The 14360-nt window shown below is 60.3% G+C and carries 14 protein-coding genes; 8 read left to right on the forward strand and 6 right to left on the reverse strand.

Annotated features, from left to right (window positions below):
• Nucleotides 1-291 precede the first annotated feature (291 nt).
• The 6 genes from NFS22_RS09665 to NFS22_RS09690 form a co-directional block, all read right to left on the reverse strand.
• Nucleotides 292-1272 (reverse strand): ABC transporter substrate-binding protein, encoded by a 981-nt coding sequence (locus NFS22_RS09665; RefSeq protein WP_251317568.1) that lies wholly within the window; start codon nucleotides 1270-1272, stop codon nucleotides 292-294.
• Nucleotides 1269-2693, reverse strand: coding sequence for a sensor histidine kinase (locus tag NFS22_RS09670; protein WP_251317569.1), 1425 nt, complete (start codon nucleotides 2691-2693; stop codon nucleotides 1269-1271). Before NFS22_RS09670 ends, NFS22_RS09665 begins: the two co-directional genes overlap by 4 nt.
• Nucleotides 2690-4315: a response regulator transcription factor gene (locus NFS22_RS09675; RefSeq protein ID WP_251317570.1), complete on the reverse strand. Its 1626-nt coding sequence runs from the start codon at nucleotides 4313-4315 to the stop codon at nucleotides 2690-2692. Before NFS22_RS09675 ends, NFS22_RS09670 begins: the two co-directional genes overlap by 4 nt.
• A 112-nt stretch (nucleotides 4316-4427) precedes the next feature.
• The gene (locus tag NFS22_RS09680) at nucleotides 4428-5198 is read right to left on the reverse strand and encodes a hypothetical protein (protein WP_251317571.1); all 771 of its coding nucleotides are present in this window, start codon (nucleotides 5196-5198) and stop codon (nucleotides 4428-4430) included.
• A complete protein-coding gene (locus tag NFS22_RS09685; protein ID WP_251317572.1) occupies nucleotides 5198-5926 on the reverse strand; it encodes an ABC transporter ATP-binding protein in 729 nt (242 codons plus the stop codon). The genes NFS22_RS09680 and NFS22_RS09685 overlap by 1 nt, the downstream gene beginning before the upstream one ends.
• Entirely contained in the window at nucleotides 5923-6282 is a 360-nt protein-coding gene (locus NFS22_RS09690) for a GntR family transcriptional regulator (RefSeq protein WP_251317573.1), read from the reverse strand. Before NFS22_RS09690 ends, NFS22_RS09685 begins: the two co-directional genes overlap by 4 nt.
• A gap of 183 nt (nucleotides 6283-6465) precedes the next feature.
• Here NFS22_RS09690 and glf point away from each other — a divergent pair, with 183 nt between their 5' ends.
• The 8 genes from glf to rplW all read left to right on the forward strand — a co-directional run bounded on the left by glf (nucleotide 6466) and on the right by rplW (nucleotide 14359).
• Entirely contained in the window at nucleotides 6466-7596 is a 1131-nt protein-coding gene (gene glf, locus NFS22_RS09695; RefSeq protein ID WP_251317574.1) for a UDP-galactopyranose mutase, read from the forward strand.
• Nucleotides 7597-7711: 115 nt separating this feature from the next.
• The gene (locus tag NFS22_RS09700) at nucleotides 7712-8740 is read left to right on the forward strand and encodes a glycosyltransferase family 2 protein (protein ID WP_251317575.1); all 1029 of its coding nucleotides are present in this window, start codon (nucleotides 7712-7714) and stop codon (nucleotides 8738-8740) included.
• Between the two features lie 23 nt (nucleotides 8741-8763).
• Nucleotides 8764-10389, forward strand: coding sequence for a hypothetical protein (locus NFS22_RS09705; RefSeq protein ID WP_251317576.1), 1626 nt, complete (start codon nucleotides 8764-8766; stop codon nucleotides 10387-10389).
• A gap of 17 nt (nucleotides 10390-10406) precedes the next feature.
• The gene (locus NFS22_RS09710) at nucleotides 10407-11657 is read left to right on the forward strand and encodes a tetratricopeptide repeat protein (protein ID WP_251317577.1); all 1251 of its coding nucleotides are present in this window, start codon (nucleotides 10407-10409) and stop codon (nucleotides 11655-11657) included.
• Between the two features lie 481 nt (nucleotides 11658-12138).
• Nucleotides 12139-12453 (forward strand): 30S ribosomal protein S10, encoded by a 315-nt coding sequence (gene rpsJ / locus NFS22_RS09715; RefSeq protein ID WP_160569819.1) that lies wholly within the window; start codon nucleotides 12139-12141, stop codon nucleotides 12451-12453.
• Nucleotides 12454-12691: 238 nt separating this feature from the next.
• On the forward strand, nucleotides 12692-13420 hold the full coding sequence (rplC, locus tag NFS22_RS09720) for a 50S ribosomal protein L3 (RefSeq protein ID WP_251317578.1): 729 nt from the start codon (nucleotides 12692-12694) through the stop codon (nucleotides 13418-13420).
• A gap of 19 nt (nucleotides 13421-13439) precedes the next feature.
• Nucleotides 13440-14060: a 50S ribosomal protein L4 gene (rplD, locus tag NFS22_RS09725; protein WP_251317579.1), complete on the forward strand. Its 621-nt coding sequence runs from the start codon at nucleotides 13440-13442 to the stop codon at nucleotides 14058-14060.
• Nucleotides 14060-14359 carry a 50S ribosomal protein L23 gene (gene rplW / locus NFS22_RS09730; protein ID WP_251317580.1) on the forward strand — a complete coding sequence of 100 codons (300 nt, stop codon included), beginning with the start codon at nucleotides 14060-14062 and terminating at the stop codon, nucleotides 14357-14359. Before rplD ends, rplW begins: the two co-directional genes overlap by 1 nt.
• Nucleotide 14360 lies beyond the last annotated feature (1 nt).

The following is a 14360-nucleotide window of genomic DNA, read 5'->3' on the forward strand; positions in this document are numbered from 1 at the left end:
TAAAAAATAAAAAACACCACATTTGGGAGGAACTTCGTAAGGAAGTTCCTCCCAACACTTTTGCCCTTATGAGTAGTCAGGGCAAGGGTATATCGTGTGAAACTGGATAAAGGGACAAGGCGAACTCACTGCGAAAAATCCTTTATTTGCAAGGCTTTTGGAGGACTTTGTTAATGCCCTTTGACAAATGCTCTCCTGATACTATTTCTAATTAGAAAATTTAATTATCAATCACCTCTGGTTTGTTTTTTATAGTCTGACAGGCGGCACTGAAAAATCAGTGCCGCCTGTTTAGTATATACGCTGTTCGATCAATTTCCAGGTCAGGTCCTCGGGGGTGAACAACTGCTCCTGGGTGTAGTAGTGCTTTTCCGGCGTGCCGCCCGCCTCCAGAATTTGGACGACCTCCTCCACCAGGGGCCCCATCAAAGGGTCGCACTCCACGTCCAGGGAAATTTTGCCCTTCAGGCAGTGGGTCAGCCCCTGGCGGGTGGCGTCGAAGGAGACAACGCGTACCCCTTCTCCGCCGCAGGTGTAGCCCCGTTCCTCCAGGGCCTGAATGGCACCGAAGGCGGAGTTGTCGTTCTCACAGTAGACAATGTGGAGCTGAGGCTTTTCGCTTTGACCGTCCAGCCACTGACAGGTGACCTCATAGGTCTTGGCCTGGGTGAAGTCTCCATCCAGCTGGGCCAGAAGGGTCCAGTTTTCGTGGTCCTCCACGGCCTGTTCCAGGGCGGCGCTGCGCCCCAGCTGGGCGCTGGAGCCTGGGGTGCCCTGGATGTGGAGGATGTTTACCGGGCCCTCCACATCCTGAAAAGCCCCATCCAGCCAGGCTACGGCCTGCTGGCCCTCCCAACAGAAATCGGAACCAATGTGGGCGGCGTAGAGGCTGTCGTCCTCCACCGCCACCGACCGGTCCACCAGAATCACGGGGATGCCCGCCGCTTTAGCCTCCTGGAGCACCGAGTCCCAACCGGACTCGCACAGGGGCATGAGGACAATGCAGTCCACCTGCTGCTGGATAAACCGGCGGATGGCGGAAATCTGGTTGTCCTGTTTCTGCCTGGCGTCCTCAAAGAGGAGGCGGTAGCCCGCCTCTTCGGTAAAGGTGGAGCGCATAGACTCGGTGTTGGCCACCCGCCAGTCTGACTCCGCCCCCACCTGGCTCACGCCGATCACGGTGAGGCGGACGGGCTCCTTCTGTTCCGCCAGCGGGGCGGCGCAGGAGGCCAGCAAAAGAAGAGCCAGAAGGATGGGAACCGTTATTTTCATGGGGATGCCTCCCTTCTCAGAGGAACGCGGACGCTGATAGTAGTGCCCACCCCCTGTTGGCTGGAGATGGACAGGCCGTAGGGGGGGCCGAAAAACAGCCGCACCCGCTCATGGACGGTGGACAGACCAAAGCCTACCCGCTCCCCCTGGTCCAGAGCTTTTGTCAGCTCCTCCAGCCGCTCCGGGGACATGCCCGCGCCGTCGTCGGTGACCTGGAGGAGGATGTCCTCCCCCTGGGCCTGGCCTACCACATAGATGCGGCCCGGCCCCCGCTTCAGCTTGATGCCGTGGTACAGGGCGTTTTCCACCAGCGGCTGGAGGGTGAGCTTGGGGATGACCGCCTCCTCCAGCTCCGGGGAGATGTTGATGGTGTAGCGCATGATGTCTTTGTAGCGGGCCTGCTGAATCTGGAGGTAGCTGCGCACGTGCTCCTCCTCCTCCCGCAGGGTAATGACATCCTGGCCCCGGCTGAGGGAGTGGCGGAAAAAGGAGGACAGGCTGGACACCATCTCCACCGCCTCCTCGGTTTTCTCCGCCTCAATGAGCCAGATAATGGTGTCCATGGTGTTGTAGAGAAAGTGGGGGTTGACCTGGGCCTGGATCAAGGCCAGCTCGGCCCGGCGCAGACTCTCCTGGTTGCGGGAGGTCTCCCGGATCTGGCGGTTCAGCCGGCCCACCATCTGCTCAAAGCCCTGGCTGAGGGTGCGGATCTCATACTCCTCCGCCCGGATGGGCTCTCCATCGGCCAGGTCGCCGCTGTTGATGCCGGCCACTCGGTGGCACAGGTCGGCGATAGGCCGGGTGATGGACCGGCCCAGCCGGGCGGCCCTCCAGGTGACAAACAGCACCAGCAGCCCGGCCAGGGCGGCAATCAGGAGAAAGTCGCCCACCATCTCCCGGCTGATCTGGCTTTGGAGGACGTTGAGGCGCACAGCCTCATAGTATAGGTAGTTGTACATGTACTCCTGGATTAGGGCGGTAAGGACGTAGATGTTGTTTTCCAGCTGGCTCTGGCGCTCGTCGTAGCTGCTGGTGTCCCGCAGCTCGTAAATTTTCTCCTCCAGATTGCGGCACAGGCTGAGCACGCTGGAGATAGCCATGCGGCTGTCCTTGTCCACGGTGGTGGACAGCAGGTCCCGGGCCAGCTGCTGGGCGGCGCGGACCTCATCCAGGGGGAGCCCCTCGGAGTAGCGGCTCTCAATGACATAGTAGTACATTTTCAGGTCAATGCTGGTTTTAAAGTCCTGGTTGAACTCCGAGGCGGTGGTCACATTGTACAGCAGGTCCTTGTACCGGCTGTTGTACCGCACCATCAGGGACATGGCGGCGGCCAGAATCAGGATGGCCAGCAGTACAAAGGTGAAAATCAGCCCCCGGAGCCGGCCTCGGATTGAGGCGGGGCGGCGGAACGGGCGGGTCATGGTCTGCGTCCCCCTCCCGCCCGGTAGTCCCTGGGGGTACACCCCTGGGTCTTTTTAAAGAGGAAGGAGAAGTAGTGGGGGTCCCGGTAGCCCACGGCAAAGGCGATCTCGCCGGAGCGCTTGTCGGTGGAGCGCAGCAGCTCCCGGGCCTTTTCCATCCGCTTGCCGGTGACATACTCGGTAAAGGTAACCCCCATCTCCTGGCTGAACACGGCGGACAGGTAGTTGGCGCTGATGTTGATCTCCCGGGCCACCAGGTTCAAAGAGAGGCTGCCGTCGGTAAAGTGGCCGTCAATGTAGTCCACCGCCTGGCGGATCAGTCCGCCGTACTGGCTGCTGGAGGCCCTGTCCCGCAGAGTGGCCGCCTCATAGAGCAGCTGGGTGAGGCAGCGGCGCAGATCCTCCTGGGTCACGTTCCGGCCGGTCAGATCCAGGCAGTCCAGGCCGGAAAGGAACTCCTCCCGGCTGGCGCCCAGGCCGGTGACATACTCGGCGGCGGCAAAGCGGACGCTGAGCATTAAAAACTGGCAGAAGGGCTGGGACCCCAGGGCCTGGGCCACGCTGTGGAGATATTCGTCCACAAAGCTGGGGATTTCCTCCGCGGCGGCGGACTGGAGCACCCCCTGCCAGATGGAGGGATTAACCTTGGCGGGGTCCAGGTCGGCCAGGTTGCCGCCGCTGTCCTGCTGGGTGAGAAAGCCCACCGTCTCGGTGGACAGGATGTGCTGCCTGGGCAGGATGTAGCGGCAGGCCCACAGGCGGGATACCTCCTCAAAACACATGGGCAGGGCGCTGAGGCGCTGAGTGGGGGTTCCAATGGCCAGCGACCAGCTCTGGTCAGGGGCGCAGGACTCATACTGCTCCCGCACCGTGTCGATACACCGGCGGATATAACCGTCCATCTTGTTCTTGTCCGCTTTAATGAGCACCACATAGGTGTTCAGGTTCCACCGCAGCAGCAGATACTCCGGATACTTCATAAAGTGCTCCAGCAGGGCGTCCCGCACCCGGGCGGCGGGCTCGGAGTAGGTTTCAGACATGCCGCCCCCCTTGGGCAGGATGGAGAACAGGGAGATGGTGTAGCACTGGGCCCGAAGGTCCAGGTCCAGCTTGGCCGCCTCCTCGTAAATCTGCTGCACGGTGAGCTGGCCCCCCACCACCTGCTCAAAGAAGCGGCGGCGGGCATACTGCTCATACTCCTGGGCCTCCTGGTGGAACTGGGCCAGATAGTTGTGCTGGGCCCGCTCCCCCTCAATTTTCTCCCGCAGCTCGCCCAAAACGCCAATCAGGCTGTTTTTGGTGATGGGCTTGAGCAAAAAGCGCTCCACCCCAATGTCAATGGCCTGGCGGGCGTACTCAAAATCGTCATAGCCGGAGATGATGACAATCTTGGCCCGGGGGAACTCCCGCAGCACCAGGCGGCTCAGGTCCAGGCCGTCCATAAAGGGCATGCGGATGTCGGTGATGAGCACATCAGGCTTGGCCTGACGGATAAGGGGCAGGGCCATCTCCCCGTCACCGGCCTCCCCGGCAAATTCGTAGCCGCACTGGGCCCAGGGCACCGTGTCTCGGAGAGTCTCGCGGATGGTGCTTTCGTCTTCCACTAAAAATACGCGCAGCATAGGGAAACCTCCTGTTTTTCAACGGTTGATGATGTAAGCTCATTATACCGTAAACAGGACGTTTAGGCAAGAAAAAAGCCTTCCCCTTTGAAAGGGGAAGGCTTTTTGCGCTTCACTCCAGATTCAGCTTGTGTTCCAAAATCCAGCACACGGCGGCCAGGAACACCGCGGCGGGGATGAGCATGACGGCGATTGCGGTGAGCATAGAGCCATGAGTGGTAGTAGTAGTGATATCCAGCAGAAAGTGAACAAACTCATAGGTGAACACCCGGTTGTATACGTTGACCAGCAGAATATACAGCCCGATAAAGGCGGCCACACTGAGCAGCCTCCGGTGGCGGGGAAACAGGTGGCCGACAGAGATGGCCAGATAGATGGCGGCTATGTTGACCACCAGGAAGGAGACAATCACCAGACAGGTCTCCGCCACCAGAACCAGCATATCGGGGTGCTTCATCAGCCCCCGGAAAATATCCGACCAGAAGGGGAATTGGAGCAGATCAGGCAGATTGAAAGGGAGCATGAAGATTGGGGAGAGAATAGCCACCACCCCGCAGCCAACCCAGGTGACCACCCCGCAGATCAGCTTGGAGGCCACCAGCTGCCAGGGGCGGACAGGGAGGGTGTGCATGAGATAGCCCTCGTTGCCTAAAAGACCCTTGGAAAAGCGGTTGATGACAAAGCCGATGCCTATGACAAACATAGCGACGATTACAGCGATAAAAGCGAGGGCGAGCAGATCGGAATTGGTGTGTACACTGTTGCTCGTATCCCGGAACAGGGTGAAGCGGTTGACCAGCGCCAGGGCCAGCGCCGCCCCCCAGATCAGAGAAAACTGTTTCCACATAGCCCGGAAGTCGTATTTCAGCAATTTCAGCAGCATCAGAGTGCCCCTCCTTCCCACATGGGCTCCGCCCGGAAAATTTCCCGGAACAGGGCGTCCACGCTCTTGCCCTCTTTTTCCCGGATGTTGTCCACCGTCTCATGGAGCATGATCTTGCCCTCCTTCAGGAAAATGGCCTCATCCAGCACCTTTTCCACGTCGGAAATCAGGTGGGTGGAGATAAGAACGGTGCCCTCCTCGTTGTAGTTGGTGAGGATGGTGCGCAGGATAAAATCCCGGGCCGCCGGGTCCACCCCGGCGATGGGTTCGTCCAGCAGATAGAGCTTTGCCTTTCGGGCCATGACCAGCACCAGCTGTACCTTCTCCTTGGTGCCCTTGGACATGGATTTCAGCCGGTCACGGGGCTCCACCCCCAGAGCGCGGCACATGGCGATGGCCTTTTCGTACTCAAAATCGGCGTAGAAGTCCTGAAACAGGTCGAACAGATCGACGGCCCTCATCCAGTCGGCAAAGTACATCCGGTCGGGCAGGTAGCTGATGACCGACTTGGTGCAGGGACCAATGGTCTGGCCGTCCACCGTCAGCCAGCCGGTGGTGGGCTGGAGCAGGCCGCACAGCAGCTTGATGAGGGTGGTCTTGCCGCTGCCGTTGGGCCCCAGCAGGCCTGCAATACGCCCCGGACCGATCTCCAGGTCAACGCCCCGCAGGGCGGGCTTCAGTCCGTAGGATTTATACAGCCCCTGGCACTGGATCAAATAGTCGCTCACTGAAATTCCTCCTTTAGCAGCTCAGCCGCCCGCTCTTGGGAATAGCCCAGGGCGGACATGGCCTGGAAATACTGTTGAATAACCGCCTGGGCCTCCCGCTTCCGGGCGGTTTCCAGGGCGGCGGCATCCTGGGTAACCAAGCGGCCCGCTGTGCGGCCGGCCCGGGTCAGGCCCTCTTGCTCCAGCTGGGCCAGCGCCCGCTGCATGGTGTTGGGGTTTACCCCCGCCTCCGCCGCCAGCTCCCGTACTGAGGGCAGGCGGCTGCCCGGCGGGTAGACCCCGGCGATAATCCGCCGGGCCAGCTGCTGGCTGAGCTGGGGCCAGATGGGCCGGTCGTTGTCCAGCTTCCACTCCATGGCGTCCCTCTCTTTCATTGTATTAAGTACTTAATACAATAATACATCTCCGGCCGTTTGTCAACCCCCTTTCCGGCACGATTTTTCACCGGAGCTCTTAAAACAATTTTAATTTGTTTTCCTGGGAAATTGTGCTATACTATAGCCGATCATAAATTTCCCATAGGAAAGGATGGAGCTGATTTGAAAAAGCGGTATGACGTCTGGGTGGCGGGGGCCGGCTACGCCGGCGGAGTGGCCGCCCGGGCTTTGGCGGAGAGGGGCAAACAGGTGCTGGTGCTGGAGCGCCGGAACCACATTGGCGGCAACGCCTACGACTGCCTGTCCGCCACGGGCGTGCTGATGCACCAATACGGCCCTCACATTTTCCATACCAACGACAAAAAGGTCTTCGACTGGCTGTCCCGGTTCACTGAGTGGCGGGACTACCAGCACCGGGTGATTGCCAACATCCCGGACGGGAGGGGGGAACGGATGACCTACCCTGTCCCCTTCAACCTGACCAGCCTGGAAACCGCCTTTGGAGCGGAGGAGGGCAAAAAGCTGGGGGACAAACTTGTTGCCGCCTACGGGGCGGAGAAAAAGGTCACCATTCTGGAGCTGCGGCAGAACCCCGATCCCGAGATTTCCGCCCTGGCCGACTATGTGTATGAGCACGTCTTTGTCCACTACACCATGAAGCAGTGGGGCCAGAAGCCGGAGGAGATCGACCCCAACACCACCGCCCGAGTGCCGGTGTTCCTCTCCCAGGACGACCGCTACTTTCAGGATACCTGCCAGGGAATGCCCGCGGAGGGCTACACCAAAATGTTTGAGCGGATGCTGGACCATCCCAACATTGAGGTGCGGCTGGGAGTGGACGCCCGTCCAATTCTCAAAGAGGCCCAGGGGCCCGTCATCTACACCGGCCAGACGGATGAACTCTTTGGCTTCAAATACGGTCCCCTGCCCTACCGGACCCTGTTTTTCCAGTTTGAAACCCTGTTTCAGGATTTCTATCAGTCCCACGGCACGGTGAACTACACCGTGGACGAGGAGTTTACCCGGATCACCGAGTTTAAACACCTCACCGGCCAGGAGATCCCCGGCGTGACCACTATTGTGAAGGAGTACTCCCGCCCCTACACCGGGGAGGAGGGGGAAATTCCCTACTATGCCATTATCAATCCGGCCAACAACGCCCTCTATGCCAAATACAAGGAGGAGGCGGAGCAATACCCAAACCTCCACCTGCTGGGCCGGCTGGCTGAGTATAAATACTACAACATGGACGCTATCGCCGCCCGGGCCCTGGAATTGGCGGAGAGGCTGTAACGGATATATGTAGGGCGCGACGACCCAGGCGCGCCATCCCACCGGCAAAAACGGCGGGCTGGGTCGTCCTGCCCTGCAGGCGCATCAAGAAAAATTGACAAGGAGAAACCGAGATATGGAAAAGCTAATCACCTTTGCCGTCCCCTGTTACAACTCGGCGGCCTATATGGACCACTGCGTGGACACTCTGCTCCAGGGCGGGGACGACATTGAAATCATCCTGGTGGATGACGGCTCCACCAAAGACGACACCCCCGCCATCTGTGACCGGTACGCCCAGCAGTACCCCGATATCGTCCGGGCCATTCACCAGCCCAACGGCGGCCACGGCGAGGGGGTCAACCAGGGCATCCGCAATGCCCGGGGCATCTACTACAAGGTGGTGGACTCCGACGACTGGCTGGATGTGGACGCCCTGCACCAGGTGCTGGATAAGCTGCGCCAGTTTACCCGGGATGGCAAACCCATTGATCTGATGATCGCCAACTATGTCTATGAGCACGTGGAGGACAACACCCGGCGGGTGATGGGCTACCGCAATGTGTTCCCTGTGGGCCGGGTCTTTGGCTGGAAGCATATCGGCCATTTCAAGCCTTCCCAGTATCTGCTGATGCACTCGGTAATCTACCGCACCCAGATCCTGCGGGACTGCCAGCTGGAGCTGCCCAAGCACACCTTTTATGTGGACAACATCTTTGTGTATGAGCCCCTGCCCCATGTGCGGAACATCTACTATATGGATGTGGACCTGTACCGCTACTTTATCGGCCGGGCGGACCAGAGCGTCAACGAGAGCGTGATGATCGGCCGGGTGGACCAGCAGCTGCGGGTGAATTACCATATGATTGACGCCATTGACCTGCGCCAGGTGGCAAAGAAGAGCAAAAAGCTGGCCAAGTATATGTACACCTACCTGGCTATGATGATGGCCATCTCCTCCATCTTCCTCACTATGGAGGGCAGTCCGGAGTCACTGGGGAAGAAAACCCGGCTGTGGGAGTATCTGCGGACGGTGGACAGGGGGCTGTACCACCGGATGAAATATTTTGCGGTCCCTGCCGCCACCAACCTGCCCACCGCGCCGGGGCGGAAGCTGTCCATTGCCCTGTACCGGGTGGCGAGGAAGATTTACAAATTCAACTGACCGTCAAGGGGGATGTGTGAATCATGGGGGAGAAGAAAAAATTCCAGCTGAAATGGCCCTGGAATTGGCTGCTGTACGGCGTGGCCTTTTTGATCGCGGGGAGGATGATCGGCTATCTGTGGGCCGCGCTGATTCTGGTGGCCTGTGGGGCGACAAGAAAGGCCAAAAGCGCCCCGGAGGGCAGCTACTGTCTGGACCGGACCCGGAAGGGGCTGGCCAAGCTGTTCTGGGCGCTGCTGTATCTGTTCTTCGGCTTTGCCGGGGGCGTGTGCTTCTATATGCAGATGCAGGAGGACCGCTCCTTATGGGAGCTGAAAGACTGGGCCTTTACCATATTCACCGCGGTGCTGTGCCTGGGCGGTACGGCCCTGGGCCTTGCCGAGGCCTATACCGATCTGCGGGATGCCTTTTGCCCGGCAAAGAGCAAGCTGGCCAAATCCATCCGCTCCCAGCTGCCCTACCCTGACGAGGCCCCTCCTGTGGAGGAGCTGTTCGCCATGGTAGACAAGGATATCCAGGAGAACGGCCAGTGGTTTGACCGGGTGGCCATTGGAAAGGAATGGGTCTTCGGCGACGAGGTCACCTCTATCGCCCGCATCCGGGGGGTGTTCCCCCGGGACGAGATGGTAATCCGCCACGCCGGGGGCCGCCGCCAGTCCACACGCATCATGGAGCTGTGGATTGTGGACGACCGCCGCCAGATCCAGGTGACCACCATCCACAAGCCCGCCGAGCTGAAGGCGGCGGTGGACTGCCTGCGCCTGCGGATGCCCGAGGCCTTCTTTGATGACTACAAAAATATGTCCAGCTTTACCAACCAGACGGATGAGGAGTGGCAGGCCACCAACCGCTCTGTGCTCCGCCGCCAGGACCAGCGGCTGGCCCGGCAGGAGGACCGGGAGCGGAGCAGCGCGGGAAGCAACACAGACTTTGCCCTCATTGACCTGCGGGGCCAGCGGACCTCCCGCTTTGACCGGCGGACGGTGGAGGACCAGCTCACCGGCCTGAAAGCCCCCGGCCAGCATTTTGAGCTGGAGCCGGTGGAGCTCATTCCCATCCCGGGGCTGAACGGGGTCAACTTTTCCCGCCTGTCCGCCGGCATCACCAATGCGGGCTTGACCCTGGTGGTCACCATGAAGATGGCGGACGGCACATACCAGGCGGTGGCAAAGCCTGCGGGGGAGCAGGAGGTGTGGCAGGCCTTTGCCAGCCTGCTGGAGCGGAAACAGCTGCCCGATTTTTCCAACCTGTCCCAATGGCAGCCCCTCCAGGCCATGGAGCAGCCCCGCCAGCGTGTCCGGGCCCGGCTGTCTATCAGCGACCGCACCGGCGCCACCCGGGATTACGACAGCTTTACCCGCCGGGATGTGGAGCTGGCCGGGGAGGGCCTGGCCAGCGGCAAATATACGGTGGTGGCCCTCTTTGCCGGGCCCCGGTACATCTACTTAAAGGCGGGCGACAAGCTGGACGGGCGGGTTACCGTCAACGCCAGCCGCCCCGACCCGGACAAGCTGCGGGTGTTTGAGACCAAATGCACCGACCGGCAGGCCCAGGAGTGGCTGCTGCAAATGTCGGAGGGCACCTTCGACCCGGATTTCTCCCAGTGGAAGGATGTCACCAAAAAGCTGGAGAAAGAGACTAAAAAATAAAAAAGGAGTGGATCATTATGGGAAAGTATTTCAGTGACGCAGTGGATCAGGCCCTGGAGGCTATCTACTACTCTTTTGATAAGGATCGGGCGGCGGCGTGCCTCCAGCCCCTGGCCGACGCCTCCAACGCCGGCGACGGGGACGCCAGCTACATCCTGTCCCGGTGTACCTCCGGGCCCCAGTACAGTTGGAAATACCACCCCTTCCAGGAGAATGACGAGGTCACCGAGCAGCTGATCCGCAAGAGCATCCTCCAGGGCAGCGCCATGGGAGTGCTGGGGGCCATGCGGTGCGGTATGCTCACCCCTGAGATGGAGGAGGCCATGAAGGCCCACTATCCCACTTTAAAGGACGCCTGGAACGCGGTGTATGAGAAGGCCGAGGCGGGCTGTCTCTTCGCCATGAATATGATTGGCAACACCTACTTCTGGCTGGACGTGGTGCGCATCGAGGGCAAGGGGCCTGAGGACTTCCCCTCCAAGGAGGCCTTTGGCCAGTATCTGCGGGACAGCGAGCTGAAGTGCATCCCCTGGTTTGAACGGGCCTTTGAGGGCGGCATGGGCTTTGCCGGCGGAAACCTGTACAACCTGTATTATAACGGAGACGACGGCACCTTCCCCACGGACGAGGCGAAGGCGGAGGCCGTCGCCCGTCTGGGCGCGGAAAAGGGCTACCCCAACTGGCAGGAGCAATACGCCGCCTTCCTCAAGGAGAAGGAGGACCTGAGCCAGCGGGTCTATGACCTGTATCTTGCCGCCGCCAAGCAGGGCCAGCTGTCCAGCTGGTTCTATGTGGGCTACGCCCATGAGCTGGGCAAGGTGGGGCCGAAGGACTGCCAGCGGGCTATGCAGTGCTATGAGCTGGGCCTTCAGGACCCAAGGCAGGTGGGCTGCGCCAACCGGTCCGCCAGGCTGTTTTTCCTGGGTGAGGACGGCATCCCCCAGGACTATGCCCGGGCTGTCCAGCTCTTTGAGCAGGCCCACAGCCTGAAAAGCAACTGGGGCAACGACATGCTGGGCACCTGCTACCTCTTCGGCTACGGCTGCCAGAAGGACCCCGCCCGGGCTCTTCAGCTGTTCCAGGAGGTGGATTACAGCACCAACCTGCTCAACTACGGCCTGGGTACCATCTATACCGAGGGGCTGGGGGCCCCTCAGGACATCAAAAAGGGTGTGGAGTACTTCCAGAAGTGCAAAAACTACACCCCCGCCCAGGAGGCGCTGCTGAAATTCAAAAAGACCCTCTTCGGTAAGTGGGTGCGCCGCTAGGCCCCCGCTGTCTGGCCGAAGACAGAGGGGGGAGGACATTTGTCCTCCCCCCCCTTTGCTGCGGCTGTTCCTGTCTGAGGGAGTCCCCCTTGGCGCACGTTTTTATTCGCCCGCACAAAACGCACAAAGAAAAGCGCCGGAGAGAGGCAAAAAACCGCAAAAATTTTTGAAAAAACTCTTGACACACACGGGCGGGTGTTGTATGATAACGGGGCGCCTGAAAAGGGTGCAGTCTGCGATGATGCGGGAGATTGCTCAGAAATGAGGTAACTTCCGCGGAGTATGTCCGACTATCGGGCGGCTGAGCGAGTCCGTACACGGCGTATATCGCCTGGTGCGGCAAAAACCGGCCTGTCTATGCGCCGGTTTTTTCGTGGCCTGGAATGATACGCACGAAAGCGTGTACCAAAAGAGCGCTCACCGTACGGAGCGAGGGACAACAGAACACTCAACTTCGTATGAATCAAGGAGGAAACAACCAATGGCAGCTCAGAAAGAAATGATCCGCATCCGCCTCAAGGCCTATGACCATCAGCTCATTGACCAGAGTGCCGAGAAGATCGTGGAGACCGCCAAGCGCACCGGCGCCAACGTCTCCGGCCCCATCCCCCTGCCCACCAAGAAGGAAGTGGTCACCATCCTGCGGGCCGTCCACAAGTATAAGGACAGCCGCGAGCAGTTTGAGCGCCGCATCCACAAGCGCCTCATCGACGTGATCAAGCCCTCCCCCAAGACGGTGGAGGCCCTGATGAGCCTGGAGCTTCCCGCCGGTGTGGAGATCGAGATCAAGCTGTAAGACCCTGTGTATATCCCCAGGGCTGCATGCAGGGCGTGACCGCTGGGTGCGCCGCCTGAGACGGTGTATTACTGAAGAAGCGGCGGGCCGGGTTGTCCCGCCCTGCAGACCGAAGCAAATCTTTGTGTACCCACGGCCTGTCGCCTGAACGAGACAGGCGGGTCAAGTTGGCCGAGCAAGGACAGTCCAATGGTCATCTCGTTCAACCAATAACCTTTAATTAGGAGGAAACATCCCAATGGAGAAAGCGATCATCGGCAAAAAGATCGGCATGACCCAGATCTTCGATGAAGCCGGCCGGGTGGTGCCCGTCACCCTTATCCAGGCCGGCCCCTGCACCGTGGTGCAGAAGAAGACCGCCGAGAAGGATGGCTACGAGGCCATCCAGCTGGGTTTCCAGGAGATTCCCGAGCGCAAGCTCACCAAGCCTGAGATCGGCCACCAGAAGAAGGCCGGCCTCACCGAGTACAAGAAGGTCCTCAAGGAGTTCCCCCTGAAGGACTGCTCCAAGTATGAGGTAGGCGATGTGCTCACCGCCAACGTCTTTGCCGCCGGCGACCACGTGGACGTGACCGGCACCAGCAAGGGCCACGGCTTCCAGGGCGTTGTCAAGCGCCATGGCGCGGCCGTCAAGCGCAACACCCACGGCGGCGGCCCTGTCCACCGTCATCAGGGCTCTCTGGGCCCCGGTACCACCCCCGGCCACATTGCCAAGGGCCGTGACGGCGCCGGCCAGATGGGCAACGTACAGGTCACCGTCATCAAGCTGGACGTGGTCCAGGTGGATGAGGAGCTGGGCCTGATTGCAGTCCGGGGTGCCATTCCCGGCCCCAAAGGCGGTATTGTGTACCTGAAGAACACCGTTAAGACCATTGTTGAGAAGCACGCCACCGAGGGCGGCCGCGTCAACCCGCAGAAGGCTTCTGCCCGCGTCAATCCGCAGAAGGCTTCCGCCCGCAACAAATAAGGAAAGGAGAGATTGAGTTATGCCTAAAGCGAACCTTTATGATATGGCTGGTAAGCTCCTCGGCGAGATCGAGCTCTCCGAGGCCATCTTCGGCATTGAGCCCAACCAGGCTGTGGTCCACGAGGCGGTCAAGAACCACCTGTCCAACCGCCGTCAGGGCACCCAGAGCGCCCTGACCCGCGCGGAAGTTTCCGGCGGCGGCAAAAAGCCCTGGCGTCAGAAGGGTACCGGCCACGCCCGTCAGGGCAGCACCCGGGCTCCCCAGTGGACCCACGGCGGCATTGTCTTCGCCCCCAAGCCCCGCAGCTACCGCACCAGCATGAACAAGAAAGCCCGCCGGCTGGCCCTCAAGTCCGCCCTGTCCGCCAAGGCCGCTGACAACGCCATTCTGGTGGTGGACGGCCTGGAGCTGGCTGAGATCAAGACCAAGACCATGAAGACCTTCCTGGACGCCATCGGCGCTTCCAAGTCTGTGGTCATCACCCCCGAGGTCAATGAGAAGGTGGTCCTGTCCGCCCGGAACATCCCCGGCGCCGTCACCACCACCGCCAAGGTCCTCAGCATTTACGACATTGTCAATGCCAAGCAGCTGGTTATCGACAAGGCTGCCCTGGCTATCATCGAGGAGGTGTATGCGTAATGGCCGCCACTGCTTATGACATCATCAAGCGCCCCATCATCACCGAGCAGTCTATGGAGCAGACCGAGATGAAGCGCTACACCTTTGAGGTTGCCAAAACCGCCAACAAGATTGAGATCGCCAAGGCGATTGAGGAGATCTTCGGCGTGAAGGTGGCCAAGGTGAACACCCTGAACATGCAGGGGAAGGAGAAGCGCATGGGTGCCCGTCCCGCCGGCCGTCGGCCCAGCTGGAAAAAGGCCATGGTCACCCTGACCGCCGACTCCAAGTCCATCGAGTTCTTCGAGGGTATGGTGTAAG

It is taken from the genome of Flintibacter muris, assembly GCF_943192995.1.
Lineage (GTDB): Bacteria > Bacillota > Clostridia > Oscillospirales > Oscillospiraceae > Lawsonibacter > Lawsonibacter muris.